The sequence below is a fragment of the Streptomyces sp. 147326 genome, assembly GCF_045000215.1.
Classification (GTDB): Bacteria; Actinomycetota; Actinomycetes; order Streptomycetales; family Streptomycetaceae; genus Streptomyces.
In genome coordinates, this window is the sequence record NZ_CP134201.1 from 3,874,414 (window position 1) to 3,890,501 (window position 16,088).

16 protein-coding genes are annotated in these 16,088 nt (G+C 71.4%); 4 read left to right on the forward strand and 12 right to left on the reverse strand.

Annotated features, from left to right (window positions below):
* Window positions 1–4 precede the first annotated feature (4 nt).
* A complete protein-coding gene (locus RIU97_RS17270) occupies window positions 5–226 on the reverse strand; it encodes a hypothetical protein (RefSeq protein ID WP_404957724.1) in 222 nt (73 codons plus the stop codon).
* Here RIU97_RS17270 and RIU97_RS17275 point away from each other — a divergent pair.
* Window positions 225–893 (forward strand): calcium-binding protein, encoded by a 669-nt coding sequence (locus RIU97_RS17275; protein WP_404957726.1) that lies wholly within the window; start codon window positions 225–227, stop codon window positions 891–893. The two genes, RIU97_RS17270 and RIU97_RS17275, sit on opposite strands and share 2 nt — an antisense overlap.
* Here the strand turns inward: RIU97_RS17275 and RIU97_RS17280 are convergent.
* A complete protein-coding gene (locus RIU97_RS17280) occupies window positions 844–1,215 on the reverse strand; it encodes an AraC family ligand binding domain-containing protein (RefSeq protein WP_404957728.1) in 372 nt (123 codons plus the stop codon). The genes RIU97_RS17275 and RIU97_RS17280 overlap by 50 nt on opposite strands.
* A 93-nt stretch (window positions 1,216–1,308) precedes the next feature.
* On the opposite strand from RIU97_RS17280, the gene RIU97_RS17285 reads away from it, so the two are divergent.
* Entirely contained in the window at window positions 1,309–1,773 is a 465-nt protein-coding gene (locus RIU97_RS17285; RefSeq protein WP_404957731.1) for a MarR family winged helix-turn-helix transcriptional regulator, read from the forward strand.
* 73 nt (window positions 1,774–1,846) lie between these two features.
* On the opposite strand, the gene RIU97_RS17290 is transcribed toward RIU97_RS17285, so the two are convergent.
* The 8 genes from RIU97_RS17290 to hemL all read right to left on the reverse strand — a co-directional run bounded on the left by RIU97_RS17290 (window position 1,847) and on the right by hemL (window position 10,239).
* Window positions 1,847–2,350, reverse strand: coding sequence for an SRPBCC domain-containing protein (locus RIU97_RS17290; RefSeq protein ID WP_404957733.1), 504 nt, complete (start codon window positions 2,348–2,350; stop codon window positions 1,847–1,849).
* A gap of 25 nt (window positions 2,351–2,375) precedes the next feature.
* Window positions 2,376–3,461, reverse strand: coding sequence for a c-type cytochrome biogenesis protein CcsB (gene ccsB, locus RIU97_RS17295; RefSeq protein WP_404957735.1), 1,086 nt, complete (start codon window positions 3,459–3,461; stop codon window positions 2,376–2,378).
* Window positions 3,458–5,203 carry a cytochrome c biogenesis protein ResB gene (locus RIU97_RS17300; protein ID WP_404957737.1) on the reverse strand — a complete coding sequence of 582 codons (1,746 nt, stop codon included), beginning with the start codon at window positions 5,201–5,203 and terminating at the stop codon, window positions 3,458–3,460. Before RIU97_RS17300 ends, ccsB begins: the two co-directional genes overlap by 4 nt.
* A 13-nt stretch (window positions 5,204–5,216) precedes the next feature.
* The gene (locus tag RIU97_RS17305; RefSeq protein WP_404962866.1) at window positions 5,217–5,939 is read right to left on the reverse strand and encodes a cytochrome c biogenesis CcdA family protein; all 723 of its coding nucleotides are present in this window, start codon (window positions 5,937–5,939) and stop codon (window positions 5,217–5,219) included.
* Window positions 5,940–5,994: 55 nt separating this feature from the next.
* Window positions 5,995–6,639 carry a TlpA family protein disulfide reductase gene (locus tag RIU97_RS17310; RefSeq protein WP_404957739.1) on the reverse strand — a complete coding sequence of 215 codons (645 nt, stop codon included), beginning with the start codon at window positions 6,637–6,639 and terminating at the stop codon, window positions 5,995–5,997.
* A 198-nt stretch (window positions 6,640–6,837) separates the two neighbouring features.
* On the reverse strand, window positions 6,838–8,064 hold the full coding sequence (locus RIU97_RS17315; protein WP_404957741.1) for a hypothetical protein: 1,227 nt from the start codon (window positions 8,062–8,064) through the stop codon (window positions 6,838–6,840).
* Window positions 8,065–8,239: 175 nt separating this feature from the next.
* Window positions 8,240–8,920, reverse strand: coding sequence for a histidine phosphatase family protein (locus RIU97_RS17320; protein ID WP_404957743.1), 681 nt, complete (start codon window positions 8,918–8,920; stop codon window positions 8,240–8,242).
* Window positions 8,917–10,239 carry a glutamate-1-semialdehyde 2,1-aminomutase gene (gene hemL / locus RIU97_RS17325; RefSeq protein ID WP_404957745.1) on the reverse strand — a complete coding sequence of 441 codons (1,323 nt, stop codon included), beginning with the start codon at window positions 10,237–10,239 and terminating at the stop codon, window positions 8,917–8,919. Before hemL ends, RIU97_RS17320 begins: the two co-directional genes overlap by 4 nt.
* 133 nt (window positions 10,240–10,372) lie before the next feature.
* Here hemL and RIU97_RS17330 point away from each other — a divergent pair, with 133 nt between their 5' ends.
* Window positions 10,373–10,981 carry a hypothetical protein gene (locus RIU97_RS17330; RefSeq protein ID WP_404957747.1) on the forward strand — a complete coding sequence of 203 codons (609 nt, stop codon included), beginning with the start codon at window positions 10,373–10,375 and terminating at the stop codon, window positions 10,979–10,981.
* 578 nt (window positions 10,982–11,559) lie between these two features.
* On the forward strand, window positions 11,560–13,284 hold the full coding sequence (locus tag RIU97_RS17335) for an ice-binding family protein (RefSeq protein WP_404957749.1): 1,725 nt from the start codon (window positions 11,560–11,562) through the stop codon (window positions 13,282–13,284).
* On the opposite strand, the gene RIU97_RS17340 is transcribed toward RIU97_RS17335, so the two are convergent.
* On the reverse strand, window positions 13,281–14,228 hold the full coding sequence (locus RIU97_RS17340) for a helix-turn-helix domain-containing protein (protein ID WP_404962867.1): 948 nt from the start codon (window positions 14,226–14,228) through the stop codon (window positions 13,281–13,283). The genes RIU97_RS17335 and RIU97_RS17340 overlap by 4 nt on opposite strands.
* Before the next feature lie 403 nt (window positions 14,229–14,631).
* Window positions 14,632–16,014, reverse strand: a complete 1,383-nt coding sequence (locus RIU97_RS17345; RefSeq protein ID WP_404957751.1) for a hydrolytic protein — start codon at window positions 16,012–16,014, stop codon at window positions 14,632–14,634.
* Window positions 16,015–16,088: the final 74 nt, after the last annotated feature.

Sequence of the window (16,088 nt, forward strand, 5' to 3'; positions counted from 1 at the left end):
TGCCTCAGGCAGGAACGTTTCGGCCGGAGGCTTTCAGCGCGGCGCGCGCGAAGGCGCGTACGGCGCCCGAGTTGTCGGCCGCGCGCCAGACCAGGCCGTAGCCGACCGGCTCGGCGTCCGTGAAGGGGACGTAGGAGACGCCCGGGCGGGCGTGGTACGTCGCCGTGTGGGCGGCCGTGAGCAGCGCGCCCCGGCCGGCCGCGACCAGCATCAGCGCCTCCTGCATGTTCGTCACCTCGGGCCCGCGCGGATGCGCCGCCCGGCCGGGGTGGGTGGCGCGCAGGGCCTCGGCCGCCTTGAGGACGAGCTCCCCGGTGGGCGGGGTGGTGAAGCCGACGTGCAGGACGCCGTCGGCGGCGCGGGCGGTGGCCGCGGCCCGTTCGAGGGCGGCGGCGATGCCCCGGTGGGGGCTCGCGGGCGGGCTGCTCTACACGGCCTTCCCGTTCGGGGCGGCGCTCGGGCTGTCGGCGGTGACGGCGGTGTCGGCCTCCTTCGCCGTGCCGCTGGAGGGGTACCGGGCCGCGCTGCTCGTCCCGTTCGTGGCGGCGGCCGTCAGCGTGCCGGGGCTGCGGCGGGCGGGCGCCGGCCGGGTGGTGGCCGGGGCGGGCGCCGGCCGGGTGGTGGCCGGGGCGGGCGCCGGCCGGGTGGTGGCCGGGGCGGGCGCCGGCCGGGTGGTGGCCGGGGCGGGCGCCGGCCGGGTGGTGGCCGGGGCGGGCGCCGGCCGGGTGGTGGCCGGGGCGGGCGCCGGCCGGGTGGTGGCCGGGGCGGGCGCCGGCCGGGTGGTGGCCGGGGCGGGCGCCCCGGCACCCGGTGCGGCGACCGCGCGCTCCCGACCCCTTCGGGTCACTGCGCCCAGGGCAGGACGCGGGTGCCCTCGGTGCCCGGGACGGTGACCACCCCGTCGGCGCGCATGGCCACGTACGCCTCGAAGTGCTCGCAGGCGTGGATCCGGCGCAGTACGTCGGGCGGAAGGACCAGGGTCTGGCCGGCGGCGACCTTCTCGGTGCGGCCGTCGCAGGTGACCTCCAGGGAGCCGGCGGTGAGCAGCCAGACCTGCTCGCGGTTGACGGAGTGCTCGGGTCCGGTGATGCCGGCGGCCATGTCGACGTGCCAGGTGCTGAGCTCGGAGCTGCCGCGGCTGGGGGCGGCGTGGCCGGTCATGGTGGCGTTCGGGGTGGCGGTGACGTGCTCGGGCGAAACGGTGATGACGTGCAAGGCGGTCCTCGTCTTTCGGCGCGACTGAGTCAAGCTGCTTTACTCGACAGGGGTGAGTAAAGCAGCTTGACTCAGTCGTGTCACCATATTTGCGTGACGAGAGACGAGAACGAGGGCGTCGAGCTGACCTTCCTGCTCGGGCTGGGCTTCCAGCTGATGCTGGGCGAGTTCACCCGGCGCGTCGCCGAGGCCGGATACGCGGACCTGCGCCCCCTGCACGGCATGGCCTTCCAGGCCCTGAAGGGCCCCGGCGCCACCGCCACCGAGCTCGCCGAACGGCTCGGGGTGACCAAGCAGGCCGCCGGGCAGATCGTCGACGACCTGGAGAAACGCGGCTACGTGCGGCGCGAGCCGCACCCCGGGGGAGGCCGCCGCAAACTGGTGGTGCTGACCCCGGCGGCCCACACCCACCTCGGCGTCGCGGGCCGGATCCTGCACGAGCTGGAGGCCGAACTGGCCGGCAGCGCCGACCTCACGGTCCTGCGCCAGGAGCTCGGGCGCCTCGTGCGCGCGCTCCACGGGGACGGCGGCCTGCCGCCACTGCGCCCGGTGTGGTGAGGGCGGCGGCAGCTCAGGCCCTGGCAGCTGAGACCCTGGCAGCTCAGACCCGGTCTGCTCAGGCCCTGGCGGCTCACGCCCTGGTGAAGGAGGCGTAGGCGTCGCGCAGCTGCGACCAGCGGGCGTCCGTCCAGGCCGCCCAGTTCGCCGGCCGCCCGCCCAGCGCGGATTCCAGCAGCTCGAAGTGCTCGTGCCAGCCGGCCAGGCAGTCGAGGCGCTCGTCCTCCGGCCCGCCGCGCTCGTTCACGAACCGGATCACCGTCGAATCGGTCCCGACCGCCTCCAGGTGGAAGCGGATCCGTCCGTGCTCGGTGACCGTGTACTCCGCGACCCGTTCGACGTCCCAGGCGGTGATCCGCCCGGTCGCCACGGTGCCGGTGTTCAGCCAGCGCAGCGTGACCGCCCCGCCGAGCCTGCGCTCCAGGACGTCCGCCGCGGCCAGCCAGCCACGCAGCCCGTCCGGCGTGGTCAGGGCGGGCCAGAGCGCCGCGTAGGAGTACGGCAGGTGCAGCTCGAAGCGGAGCAGCCAGCGGTCCTCGCCGCGGCGCTCGCTGGTGGCGTGGCTCACGAGAGACATGCCACCAGCGTCCCACTCCCGCCGGTCAGACGCCCGAGTAGGAGTGCAGGCCGTTGAGGAACATGTTCACGCCGTAGTAGTTCCAGATCCAGCAGGCGAAGGCGAAGAGCGCGAGGTACGCGGCCTTGCGGCCCTTCCAGCCTGCGGTGGCGCGGGCGTGCAGGTAGCAGGCGTACGCCACCCAGGTCACGAAGGACCAGACCTCCTTGGGGTCCCAGTTCCAGTACCGGCCCCAGGCGTCGCCCGCCCAGATCGCGCCCGCGATGATCGTGAAGGTCCACAGCGGGAAGACGGCCGCGTTGATCCGGTACGAGAACTTGTCGAGCGAGGCCGCGGAGGGCAGCCGCTCCATGACGGACGCGTAGAACTTCCCCGCGGTCCGGCCGTTCGCGAGCCGGCCCTCGTAGGCGTCGCGGAAGAGGTAGAGGACCGCGCCGGCCGCGCCGATGTAGAAGACGGCGCCGCAGAAGATCGCGGTGGAGACGTGGATCCACAGCCAGTACGAGTGCAGGGCCGGGACCAGCTGGTCGCTGTCGGTGTAGAGGATCTTGACGGCGATGCCGAGGTCCAGCAGCACGCTGGTGACCAGGATCAGGCCGAGCCAGCGGACGTTCTTCTTCAGGGCGAGCAGCGCCAGGTACGTGCCGACGGCCACCGTGGAGAAGGTGATCGAGAACTCGTACATGTTGCCCCACGGGGCCCGCTGCACCGACATCGCGCGGGCGACGACGCCGCCCGCCTCGATGAGGAAGGCGAGCGCGGTCAGCGAGATCGCGATCCGGCCGTAGAGGTCGCCCTGCACGGTGCCGCCGCCGGCTCCGGGGCCGTCCGGCACGTCGCGGGTACCGGCGGCCGAGCGGGTGACGACCTTCGGCTGGTCGAGGACGGCCGTGCCGCCGCCCTTGCCTCGGACCTGCACGGCGGGCGCGTCCTGGGACCCCGCCGCGCCGGTCAGCGCGGCGGCCGTACGGGCCACCTTGCTGCGGCTGCCGAAGGTCCACTCGGCGATGTGCGCGAAGAAGGCGAGCGTGTAGACCGCCATCGACGAATAGATCAGGTAGTTGCTGATCTGAGCCAGATTCTCATTGGCTGCGGCTGCGAGCGGCGTCATCCGCGCTCTCCTTCAGGGGTTTCTTCGACACGTGGTTCGGCAAGTGCGGCGGGCGCGGTCGGCGCCTGCTGGTGCAGCGCGGCGGCGAGGGCCGCCAGCTCCTGCGGGAGCCTGGCGGACTCGCTGCGGCCCAGACCCGCCATTTCGACGACGGTCACGCCGTCCGGGCCGGCCACCGCGCGGACCCAGATCCGGCGGCGCTGGATGAACAGGGATCCGGCCAGGCCCGCGATGGCGGCGATCGCGCCGGCGAGGGCGAGGCCGCTGCCGGGCTGGTGGGTGACGGAGAAGGTGGCCCACCGCTCGATGCCCTCGAACTTCACGGTGCCCGCGCCGTCCGGCAGGGTCATCGTGTCGCCGAGCGAGAGCTTCTGCTTGAACGCCTCGCCGGACTCGTCCTTGAAGGACTGCATCTTGTCCGTCTTGAGCACGTACACGTTCTGCGGCAGGCCCGAGTCCACGCCGAGGCTGCCGTGCCAGGCGTTGAGCATGAGCCGCGGCTGGAGCACGGCCGGGAACTGGGAGAACATCGTGCCCTGGCCCTCGCCGGCGTAGGTCGGCACGAAGACGGCGTTGAAGCCGAGCTGCTCCTGCTTGCCGTTCTTGTCCTTGTAGCCGTCGGTGACCTTGATCGCTCCGGTGGAGGTCAGGTTGGAGTCCTGCGGGAGCATCGGCACGGCGTCCTTGAAGATCACCTTGCCGGTGGGGTCGGTCACCGAGATGATCGGCGCGTAGCCGTGACCCAGCAGGTAGACCTTGGAGCCGTCGACCTGGAGGGGCTTGTTGACCTGGATCTCGCGCTTCTGCGGCCTGCCGTGGGCGCCGTCGCTGAAGGTGACGTACGCCTTGAAGTCGCGCGGGGTGCCCTTCTGCGGGCCGGTCAGCTCGTACGTCGCGTCGAACCGGTCCAGCGTGAAGCTGAACGGCGGCAGGTCGTCGGGGTGGAAGAGGGTGCCGGCCTTGAAGTCGTCGTACTGGGTGAGCGTGTTCGAGAAGCCGGTGCCCCGCAGGACCAGCTTGCCGCCCTCGGACTTGAAGTACTGGCCCCAGGCGAAGGCCACCAGCATCACGATCAGCGCGACGTGGAAGATCAGGTTGCCGGCCTCGCGGAGGTAGCCCTTCTCCGCCGCGACGTGCCCCTCGCCCGCCTCGGTCCGGAAGCGCCGCCCGCGGAGCACCGCCGTGGCGTACGAGAGGACCTCGTCCGGGGTCTTCCCGGTGCGCCAGGTGGTGTGGGCGGGGAGCCGGTCGAGCCGCTTGGGGGCGCCCGGCGGACGGCCGCGGAGCTGGCCGACGAACTGCCAGGAGCGCGGCAGGATGCAGCCGACCAGCGAGATGAACAGCAGCAGGTAGATCGCGGAGAACCACACCGAGCTGTATACGTCGAAGAGCTGGAGCTTCTCGGCGACGGTCACCCAGGACCCGTGGGTCCGCTTCCAGTCGATGACCTTCGACTCGTCGACGTTGCTCTGTGGGATGAGGGAGCCGGGGATGGCTCCCAGGGACAGCAGGAAGAGCAGGATCAGCGCCACCCGCATGGAGGTGAGCTGCCGCCAGAACCAGCGGGCCCAGCCGATCACGCCGATGCCGGCGGCCGGCCCGGTGGGGCTGTCCTCCAGGGGGGCGGTGGAGAGCTGGGCTCCGGCCACGGCCTCCGCGGGGTCCGCGGCGGCGGACTCGGTGGCGTCCGCGGCGGCGGACTCGGGCGACGCCTCGGAGGGTGCCTTGTCAGTCGTACTCATGTCCGTGTAGTCCTCAGATCCCCACCGTGAAGCTTTGGGTCCAGCTCTGCATGTCGCTGACGATGCTGGCCCACATTCCTGTGACGAGCAGCAGACCGGTCAGGATCAGCATGCCTCCGCCGATGCGCATCACCCACGCATAGTGCTTCTTCACCCAGCCGAACGCGCCGAGCGCCTTGCGGAACGCGATCGCGGTGAGGATGAACGGCAGGCCGAGTCCGAGGCAGTAGGCGACGGTCAGCAGCGCGCCCCGGCCGGCGCTCGCCTGGTCGAGGGAGAGCGTGGTGACGGCCGCGAGGGTCGGACCCATGCAGGGGGTCCAGCCGACGCCGAAGAGCACGCCGAGCAGCGGGGCGCCGAGCAGGCCCGCCGTCGGCTTCTTGTGGAAGCGGAACTCCCGCATCGTCAGACCCGGTATCGCGCCCATGAAGAAGAGGCCGAGAACGATCACCAGGCCGCCCAGGACCCGGGAGATGATCTCGTTGTTCTCCCGGAGGGTCTCCCCGAAGTAGCCGAAGAGCGCGCCGGTGGAGACGAAGACGGCGGTGAAGCCGGCGATGAACAGGGCCGCGCCCGCCAGCATCCGCCCGCGTCGCGCCTCGGCGAGGTCGGCTCCGCTGACGCCGGTCACGTAGGAGAGGTAGCCGGGGACCAGCGGGAGCACGCAGGGCGAGAAGAAGGAGACGAGCCCGGCGAGCACCGAGATGGGCAGGGCCAGCAGCAGCGCCCCGCTCATCACGGTGGTGTTCACGCCGGCCGCCTCGGCGGCGAGCACGTAGTCGACCACGAGGTCACTGCTCCGCGAGGATCGGGTCGATCATCGAGCGCAGTTGCTCCTCGCCCAGCGGGGCCAGGGTGCGGGCGGCGATCTTGCCCTCCCTGTCGAGGATGATCGTGGAGGGGATCGCGTTCGGGTTGAGCGTGCCCTTGGGGAAGCGCAGTATCAGCTTCCCGGCGGGGTCGTAGAGGCTCGGGTAGGTGATCCCGAAGGTCTCCTCGAAGGAGACCGCGTTCTGCGCGCTGAGGTCGCGGGTGTTGATGCCGACGAACGCGACGTCCTTGCCGGCGTCGGCCAGCTCCTTGGAGACCTTCGCGAAGGCGGGGGCCTCGGCGCGGCACGGCGGGCACCAGGAACCCCAGACGTTGAGGACGACGACCTTGCCCTTGAGGGTGGTGGTGTCGAGGGTCTTGCCGTCGACGGTCTCGCCGTCGAGCTTGGGGGCCTCGGTGCGCTCCCCCTTGGCGGCGGTGGTGATGCCGGTCGCGCCCGTGACGTAGTTGCCACCGGTGGAGGTCGTCTTGCCGCCGTCCGAGCCGCTGCAGGACGTCAGGGCCATGACGCCCGCGACGGTCACCGCAGTCAGGACTGGCAGGGTGGCGCGGCCGCTGGTCGAGCGGCGGCTACTTCGACGGACAGCAGCGCGGCTAAGGCTCATGTGAAAAGTTTCGCATGAGCAATTCGCGGATCTACCGCGCCCCCCGCGGGGATGTCAATGCCCTGGTCAGGCAATGGCCGGGCGCAGACCGGCCAGTGGTCGGGCCGCGGTCAGGCCACCGTCAGGCCGTCGTCAGGCCGCGGTCAGGCCGCGGTCAGGCCGTCGTCAGGCCGCGGTCAGGCCGCGGTCAGGCCGTCGTCAGGCCGCGGTCAGGTACGTGTTCCAGCCGCCGGCCGGTGACCGGCCCGGGCCGAGACCGCGGAGCCTGGCGAGCACCTTGGGGTCCTGGACGTCCAGCCAGTCGGTGAACTGCCGGAAGGATACGAGCCGTACATCCCTTTTGTCCGCCATGCCCTTGAGGGCTTCCTCGACGGCGTCCATGTAGATGCCGCCGTTCCACTCCTCGAAGTGGTTGCCGATGAAGAGCGGCGCACGGTTGGTCTCGTAGGCCCGGCGGAAGCCGCCGAGGTAGGTGGCCGTGGCCTGGCTGCGCCAGGCCGGATAGTTGGCGGGCACGCCCCTCGTGGTGTTCTTCGACTGGTTGGCGAGGATGTTGTAGTCCATCGACAGCACCTCGAAGGAGTGCCCGGGGAAGGGCAGGGACTGCAGCGGCAGGTCCCAGACGCCGGACCGGCGCACCGGCCAGACCTGGAGGCCGCCGGGCGAGCTGGAGTCGTAGCGCCAGCCCAGCCGCTGGGCGGTGGGCAGCAGGTTGTCCCGGCCGAGGAGGCAGGGGGTGCGGGCCCCGGCCAGTTCCTTGCGGTAGTCGAAGGGCAGCGGGTCGAGGTCGGTGAAACCGGTGTGGGTGCGCCAGTTGGTGACGAAGGACACAGCCTGGTCGATCTCGCTCTGCCAGTCGTCCGGGGTCCACCGGCCGACGGAGCCGGACCCGCCGCAGAAGTGGCCGTTGAAGTGCGTGCCTATTTCGTGCCCGTCGAGCCAGGCCTCGCGGACGCACTTGAGGGTGGAGCGGACGTTCTCGTCCTTGAGGTAGCCGATGTCCGAGGCGCCGACCGGGTTGTTCGGCGGCTGGTAGAGGGCCCGCTTCGACTCGGGCAGCAGGTAGATGCCGGAGAGGAAGAAGGTCATGGCCGCGCCGTGGTCCCTGGCGAGCTTGAGGAAGCGCGGGAAGAGTCCGTTGCCGATCTCCCCCGCGCCGTCCCAGCTGAAGACGACGAACTGCGGCGGGGTCTCGCCCGGCTGCAGGGGTACGGGCTTGTCCGGCTGGTTCGGCTGCGGGCCGGTGTCGGCGGTGGAGCCGTCGCCGATGACCTTGGCCGCCGGCTTCCCGCCGGGCTTGGGGTTCTTGATCGGTCCGGGGGTGCCGGGCTCGGTCTTGCCGAGTGAGCCGCAGCCCGCGATCCCCATCGCGGCGGCGGCCCCAAGTCCGAGTCCGAGCACTCCCCTTCGACTGAAGTCGCGCACGCCACCCTCCCCGTCGTCCCTCGCAAGCTCACGTCGAATTCCATATAAACGGACAATTCGGAGCGACTTGCGGCACTGAAAGGGTGATTCCCGGCGCAACTTGTATTTATTTAGGTAAAGCTGTAACGCTTCGTAACGAAATGTCGATCAAGAAGCCGGACGGCGTAACGATCCGTCAGGCGCCGAACGCCTTGGACGCACCCTTCACCGGCTTCGCCCCGGCCAGCAGGTGTGCCGGGACCAGGTCCCGGGCCGGCTCGCTGTAGCCCACCGACACCAGCTTGTCGCCCTGGAACGTGAAGGACGTCAGCGAGGCGAGGGTGCACTGGCGGCGGCGCGGGTCGTGCCACAGCCGGCGCTTCTCCGCGAAGCTGCGCACGATCCAGATCGGCAGCTGGTGGCTGACCGCCACCGCCTCGTGGCCGCGGGCCGCGTCGCGCGCGGCCTCCAGCGCGCTCATCATCCGGACCACCTGTTCGACGTACGGCTCGCCCCAGGAGGGCTTGAACGGGTTCGTCAGGTGCTTCCAGTTGCCGGGCTTGCGCAGCGCGCCGTCCCCGACGCCGAAGGTCTTGCCCTCGAAGACGTTCTCCGCCTCCAGCAGCCGGGCGTCGGTCGCCAGGCTCAGGCCGTGGACCTTGGCGATCGGCTCCGCCGTCTCCTGCGCCCGCTCCAGCGGGGAGGACACCACGTAGGAGATGTCGCGGCCCTTGAGGTGCTCGGCGACCCGGTCCGCCATCTGCCGGCCCAGCTCGGAGAGGTGGTAGCCCTCGCGGCGCCCGTACAGGACCCCGTCCGGGTTGTGCACCTCGCCGTGGCGCACCAGGTGCACGACGGTGATCTCGCTGCTGCTCATGCGGTGGCCTCCGCGGCGGCTCGGGCGGCGGCGGGCAGCGCCGCCGCGATGCGCTCGACCGCCCGCTCGTCGTGGGCGGTGGAAACGAACCAGGACTCGAAGGCGGACGGCGGCAGGTAGACGCCCTGCGCCAGCATCGAGTGGAAGAAGCCGTTGAAGCGGAAGCTCTCCTGCTTCTTGGCGTCGTCGTAGTTGCGCACCTCGTCCTCGGTGAAGAAGACGGAGAACATGTTCGACGCGGTCTGCAGCCGGTGCGCCACACCCTCCTTGGCCAGCGCCCCGCTGACCAGGCCCTGGATCTCCTTCGACACCGCGTCGACCTTCTCGTACGCGGCCGCGTCCAGCAGGCGCAGCTGCGCGAGGCCGGCGGCGGTGGCGATCGGGTTACCGGAGAGGGTGCCGGCCTGGTAGACCGGGCCGGCGGGTGCGAGGTGGCCCATGACGTCGGCGCGGCCGCCGAAGGCCGCCGCCGGGAAGCCGCCGCCCATGACCTTGCCGAAGGTCATCAGGTCGGGCTTGACCCCGTCGACGCCGTACCAGCCGGCGCGGGAGGTACGGAAGCCCGTCATCACCTCGTCGGAGATGTACAGGGCGCCGTTCTCGCGGCAGAGGTCGGCGAGCCCCTGGTTGAAGCCCTCGGCCGGGGTCACGACGCCCATGTTGCCGGGCGCGGCCTCGGTGATCACGCAGGCGATCTCGCCGGGGTGCGCGGCGAAGGCCGCCCGGACCGCTTCCAGGTCGTTGTAGGGGAGGACGATCGTGTCGCCGGCCTGCGCGCCCGTCACACCGGGGGTGTCCGGCAGCGCGAAGGTCGCGAGCCCGGAACCGGCCGCGGCCAGCAGCGCGTCCACATGGCCGTGGTAGCAGCCGGCGAACTTCACGACCTTGGCCCGGCCGGTGAAACCGCGCGCCAGGCGGATCGCCGACATCGTGGCCTCCGTCCCGGAGGAGACGAGCCGCACCTGCTCGACGGGCTCGATGCGCGCCACGATCTCCTCGGCGAGCGCCACCTCGCCCTCGCCGGGCGTGCCGAAGGAGGTGCCGCGGGCCACGGCCGCCTGGACGGCAGCGATCACCTCGGGGTGGGAATGGCCGAGGATCATCGGTCCCCACGAGCACACGAGGTCGACGTACTCGCGACCGTCGGCGTCGGTGAGGTACGGACCGGTGCCGGACACCATGAACCGGGGCGTACCGCCCACGGCGCGGAAGGCGCGCACGGGAGAGTTCACGCCGCCGGGGGTCACGAGGGAGGCGCGCTCGAAGAGCGTCTGCGAAACTGGGGCTTCATACGGGTACGGGTAGCTCACACCAGCCATGGTCTCAGAGGCCGCGACAGACTTGCGGACGGGCGTTTCACCGCGTCGCCGCGGGGGAGGTCACTGCCATGATGATCAGGCTGCGTGGCGGGGGCCGCGGGGCCGGGGCAAGCAAGACCAGTCGGGTGGAGATATGCAACGCGGTGGTGGACCGGGCGAGGGTACGGACGGCCTCGATCCGCAGCGCGCCCGCGAAGCCCGCGAGGCCCGCCGGCGGGGCAAGCACCGCCGCCGTGCCACCGAGGCGGCCGACGCCGTCCCGGACCCGACGGAAGCGCCGGACGGCCTCCCCAGGGGCCGCGGCATGGGTGTGACGTACAAGTACTTCGGCGCCCCCGACGGAGCCACGGCGGCCCGCGTCCCGGTCACCATGCGGCCCGAGGAGCTCGGCGGCGACGAGCTCGGCATGGGCGGCCTCTTCACCAAGATCAAGCCGGAGACGGTGGCCGCGATGGTCCTGACCGGCATCGAGGGCATACCCCTCCACAAGGTCCCGCCGCTGGAGCTGGTCGTCCTCCACCCCGACTACGCGGTGGTCAAGCTCCCCATGACGGTGGTCGACCCACTGCGCGGCATCGGCGAGGAGTCGGTGGGCGCGGCGGCCTTCATCTGGTCCACGGTCCCGGACCGCGGCGGCCCGAGCGACGCCTTCAACGTCTACCAGCTGCTCCACGAGTGGCAGGACTTCTCCCACCGCCTCCACGAGGCGGGCCACCAGCCGTACTGCCTGGTCTGGCCCTGACCTGGCCTTTCGTCGACGATGAGCGGCCCTCTACGGGGGGCCGCCCCGGCTTGCGCGGCCTTGCGCGGCCTTGTGCCCTTGCCGGATCACGCCGCGAAGTCGCCGACCGCACCGAACCCGCCTGAGCCTGCCTGAGCCCGCCCTGAGCCGGCAGGCCAGTGGGGTGCCCCCGCCTGTTCGGCGGTTCTGACATGGCATCACTCACATAGACCATTTTTTCCGATTTGTCGCCTATTGCTGTGAAATATGCGTGACTACTCCCGCGTGACGGCGTATCACTACCTCGGGCAGTCGCTCTCGGTCCCCGCTCACGGGGAGCCTGCACGCCGACGCAGGCAGGGGGGCTTGCGGCCCTGAGGAGCCATCGTCGCGGGCGCTCGGGCACCTCCTTCGGGAGGACTGAGACCCGAAGCAACAAGAAAGGTCCTGCTGTGGCATTGGATGTCATCCGGTCGGGTCCACCCGACAAAAGGCCTCGACGCAGTCTGTTCAAACGGGGAGTCCTCGTCCTGCTCCCCGCAGCGCTTCTGGCGGCGGCAACCCTGGTGCCGAACCTCGCACACGCCTTGGAAGCCCCCGTGAACCTGGGGACCGCCACCAATTACGCGGTCCTGGCTGGTTCGACGGTCACCAACACGGGCCCCACCGTGATCAACGGCGATCTGGGGCTCCACCCGGGCACCTCGGTGACCGGCTTCCCGCCCGGCATCGTCAACGGAACGCAGCACATCACCGACGCCGCCGCCGCTCAGGCGAAGTCCGACCTCGTCATCGCCTACAACGACGCGGCAAGCCGGGGCCCCGGCACCGCCACTCCGCCCGATATCGGCGGACTGACGCTGGCGCCCGGCGTCTACACGGCCTCGTCGACACTGAACCTCACCGGCACGGTCACCCTCGACGGCCAGAACAACCCCGAAGCCGTCTTCATCTTCCAGATCCCCTCGACCCTGATCACGGCTCCGAACAGCGTCGTGGCCCTGATCAACGGAGCAAATGCCTGCAACGTGTTCTGGCAGGTGGGCAGCTCCGCCACGCTCGACACGAACACGCAGTTCAAGGGCAACATCCTGGCCCTGACGTCCATCACGCTGAACACCGGCGCCGTGCTCGAAGGCCGCGCCCTGGCGCGTAATGGTGCGGTGACGCTGGACACCAACACCATCACGAGGGCGGCCTGCGCCGTTGGCCCGCCCGGGCCGAGCGGGCCTCCCGGACCGACCGGCTCGCCCGGCCCGACCGGCCCGCCCGGACCGACTGGTTCGCCCGGACCGACCGGCCCGCCCGGACCGACTGGTTCGCCCGGACCGACCGGTTCGCCCGGCCCGACGGGTGCCCCCGGCCCCGACGGCTCGCCCGGCCCGACCGGCGCCCCCGGTCCGACGGGTGCCCCCGGCCCGACGGGTGCCCCCGGCCCCGACGGCTCGCCCGGCCCGACCGGCGCCCCCGGTCCGACGGGTGCCCCCGGCCCCGACGGCTCGCCCGGCCCGACCGGCGCCCCCGGCCCCGACGGCAGCCCCGGCGCTCCCGGTCCGACGGGTGCCCCCGGTCCGACGGGTGCCCCCGGCCCGTCCGGCAGCCCCGGCGCCCCTGGCGCACCCGGTCCCGACGGAGCCCCCGGCCCGTCCGGCAGCCCCGGCGCACCCGGTGCACCCGGTGCACCCGGCCCCGACGGCAACCCCGGCCCCGACGGCGCTCCCGGCCCCAGCGGTTCCCCCGGCCCTGCCGGACCCGCCGGACCGGCAGGACCCGTAGGACCCGCAGGGCCGGCCGGACCCGCCGGACCGGCAGGACCCGCCGGACCCGCAGGACCCAAGGGGCCTCGCGGTGACAAGGGCGAAAAGGGTGACTCGGGCGACCACGACCACGACCACGGTCACGACGACGAGGGCGACGAGGGCGACGAGGGCGACGAGGGCGATCACGGTCGCGATGACGACCACGGCAAGCCCGGCCACGGTCACGACGACGACCACGGAAAGCCGCCCGGCCACGGTCACGACGGCCCCGACCGCCCCGACCAGGGCAAGCCCCCGTGGGCTGACTTCCTGCCCGGCGGCCTCGACGACGCTCTGGGCCAGTTCCGCCCCGACCACACCGCCAAGAGCGTCAACTTCGCCCACGTGAGCGCCGCCACCGACCGGCAGCCGAAGGTGGCGTCGGCAGACCTCGCCGCGACGACCGGCTCGGGCAGCGAGGCCGGCATCATGACCGCCACCGCAGCCGCGCTCGCCTTCATCGGAGGCTCGGCCTTCTTCGCCATGAAGCGGACCCGGCGAGGTGCAACCACCCGACAGGACTAGCCCGTCGCAGGCGTGACCGTCTTCCATCCGGTCCGCCGTTCGGCGGCTGAGCCCCTGGACGCTCCGTCCAGGGGCTCAGTGGGGTCCGTGCCCGCGTGCGCCTCGACGGCTTCCTCAAGGAAGTTCCGGGTACGGTCCGGACTCAGTGCCCGGCCTTGCAGGTGCGCGTACATGTCGCCGTAGCGTCGCACGTCGGATCGTTTCTCCAGATAGAGGTCGCTGGTGAACCTCTCCAGATACACCACGGTCGCATCGGCGGCATCGGCGAACTCGAGCAGCGAGAACTGTCCCGAGACGCCCGGGTGCGCACCCACACCGTGGGGGAGGACCTGAAGGGTGATGAGCGGCTGGGCGCTGAGGCGGATCACATGGTCCAACTGCTCGCGCATGACCTCGCGGTCGCCCACCACGCGCCGCAGCGCCGATTCGTCCAGCACGACCCATAAGCGCAGCGGGTTGCCCGGCGCGCGCAGCCGGTCCTGGCGCCGCATCCGCACCTGGAGGCGTGTGGCGGCCTGTTCGGCAGTGGCATGAGGGATCGTTCCTGCGATGACCGCCCGGGCGTACGCGGGAGTCTGCAGCAGGCCGGGGATCACGAAGGGCTCGTAGATGCGGATCGCGGCGGCCTCGGCCTCCAGGCCGATGTAGGCGCCGTACGGGATGTCGTCGTAGGCGTTCCACCAGCCCGGCCGGCCCGATTCCCTGGCCAGTTGCATCAAGTGGTCGACGCGCCGCCGATCCCGGACCCCGTACAGCCCGCAGAGATCCCGCACGTCGCGCGGCTTGATGAGGCGGCGGCCGTTCTCCAGCAGGCTGATCTTGGGCTGGGAAATCAGCAGGCGTGCCGCCACCTGCTGCGTCGTCATACCGCTGATCTCCCGGAGCCGGCGCAGCTCCGAACCCAGTCGCCGCCTGCTGACGGTGGGATTGACAGTGACACCCACGGACGTGCTCTCCTCCGCTCCAAACCCTTGCGCTGGCGAGCAGATTGCCACGGCCAAGGGCTGTTGGATCGGCCTTCGCGCCGTGTCGTGCACGGTGACGTCCGGTGCAGGTTGCTGCGCAATATGCCAGGCGATCAGCTGCTGCACCCCGACATCCCGAGGTGGGTGTCCCTACCCACTGACCGGACCAAAAGAGAGAGTCGAAAACAGGCCATCTTTGGCGCTTCGTCAGCTGGTGTCCTGCGTACCCGGGTTAACCGGTCCAGGCATTGCAGAAATGAAAGCGCGCGGTCGCGGCGGGAACGTCCGTTCGCTACTCAGGAGTAACGATTTCCGGACGCCAGGACAAAGGCCCCCTTTGCCCTGGCGTGCAACCTGACCGACGATGGCCCTGCCGCTCGGGTCACCGGAGGTCGCTCAGCACTCCGCTCACATTGAGTACCTCGTGACACTCCTGCGCCTGACGGCCGGTGGCCGGGGTGCCCGGCTTCGCACAGGTCACCTGGACGGTCACAGTCTGGCTCTCGGTGATGCTGATGGGGGTGACCCAGTGGTAGTCCTGGTTGCGGAACGTCTCCAGCGCGATCGTGGTGATCTTTCGGTCGCCGAAGTCGATGGTGACCACGCCTTCGTCGCCCTGGAAGTTCGCGACCACGATGTCCGTGATCCCGAAGACCTTGCCCGCGGGGACCGTGTAGGTGCCGGTCTTGCTCTGCCCACCGCCGGTCTGCAGGTCGATGGTGGCCGAGCTCTGCTGTCCTCCGGATCCCGTACCGCCGCCTCCGCCGCCGGCTCCCGTACCCGTACCGGTCCCCGTACCGGCTCCGCCCGCGCCGGGCTGGGCGCCCTTGCCTCCGCCGCCCGGCTGCTTGCCGTCGCCGGTCACCGGGGTCTGCCCGTTCAGGTCCGCGCTGGGCGTCGGCTTCTTCTGGACCGCCTCGTCGGCGGCCTCCTTGGCCGTGCTGCGCACGGCCGGACGTACCAGCAGGAACCAGGCAAGCAGCAGCGCGAGCAGTGCGGCCAGCACCGCGAGCAGCCACGTCGGGAAGATCGGGATCTGGACGAACTCCGCGTCCAGCGTCGCCCGGACGGGGACCTGCCCCGGCCGCTCCCTGCCCTCCTCGCCGCCACCGTCCGCGGCGCTGTCACCGGCCGCGGCTCCGGTTTCGGCCACTTCCACGGTGAACGGCCAGGTCACCGGCGTCCCGAACCACACCGGACTGCCGGTGCGGACCCGCAGTCCCACCTCCGCCGACTCCCCCGGCTCCAGCTTCAGCGCCGCGGGGGTGAAGGCGAACTTCAGCTCCTCCCCCGGCTGGGCGGGCGTGAAGCCCAGCTGCACGGGGCAGTTGCCCTCGTTGCGCACGGCCAGTCGATAGCGTCCGCGCAGCCAGCCGCGGCGCCGTTTGGGAGCGCTCTCAGCCCGGAGTTCCCGGAATGCCTCGATATGCACGGTGGTCTCGGGGACCCGCACGGCCTCGGGGTGCTCGGTGGGCAGCACGCGCACGGCGAGCGGCACGTCCCCCGCGCGCACCTGCGACGAACGGGGCGGCTCCAGACGGATCGTCACCGTTTCCGAGGTGCCGGGGTAGAGGGAGACGCGCTCGGGTTCCACCGTGGTCCAGGCAGCGCAGTCGCCCACGACCTCCAGGCGGTACGCCTCGACGATGTCGCTGTCGTTGCGGACGGTCAGGCTGGTGGATGCGCTACCGCCCGGCGTCACCGACACCGGCGGGATGTCGAGGCCGGGCGCGCCAGGGCTGGAAGAGGCTGCAGGGGATATCACGCCTCGACGCTACGCCGCCGTACCTGCCGCTTCCACGGACGCGAGGGCAACGCCCCGGGCAACCCTGATGCCCC